The sequence below is a fragment of the Pseudomonas laurentiana genome (genome assembly GCF_014648275.1).
In the GTDB taxonomy this organism is placed as follows: domain Bacteria; phylum Pseudomonadota; class Gammaproteobacteria; order Pseudomonadales; family Pseudomonadaceae; genus Aquipseudomonas; species Aquipseudomonas laurentiana.
The window spans coordinates 1-509 of sequence record NZ_BMQU01000214.1 but is presented as its reverse complement, the minus strand read 5'-3'; the positions used below and the strand labels follow the sequence as shown (position 1 = coordinate 509).

Below are 509 nucleotides of genomic sequence, written 5' to 3'. Positions count from 1 at the left end.
TAGGTTTAACAATTAGCAATTGGAATCAATATCCTATTTATTATTTATGAGAACCAATCCTTTTCTTTTTGGGGTTTCCGCACTTGTCGAAAAGAAGGCAGGACGTATTGCTCAGATCATCGGCCCAGTACTAGATGTATCTTTCCCTCCAGGTAATATGCCTAGAATTTACAATTCGTTGATAGTTAAGGATAACGATACAACTGGTCAACCAATAAGTGTGACTTGTGAGGTACAACAATTATTAGGAAATAATAAAGTTAGAGCTGTCGCTATGAGTGCTACAGACGGTTTGATGAGAGGAATGAAAGTAATTGATACAGGAGGGCCACTTAGTGTTCCAGTTGGTGAAACTACTCTCGGGAGAATTTTTAATGTTCTTGGGGAACCCGTTGATAACTTAGGTCCTGTAGATGCTCTCACAACATCTCCTATTCATAGATCTGCTCCCGCCTTTACACAGTTGGATACCAAATTTTCAATCTTTGAAACAGGCATTAAAGTGGTGG

Annotated in this window: 1 pseudogene; it reads left to right on the top strand. The window is 39.1% G+C overall.

Annotation, left to right across the window (positions count from 1 at the left end):
- Nucleotides 1–19: 19 nt before the first annotated feature.
- Nucleotides 20–509: pseudogene (locus IE038_RS25840) on the top strand (hypothetical protein); the annotation flags it as partial.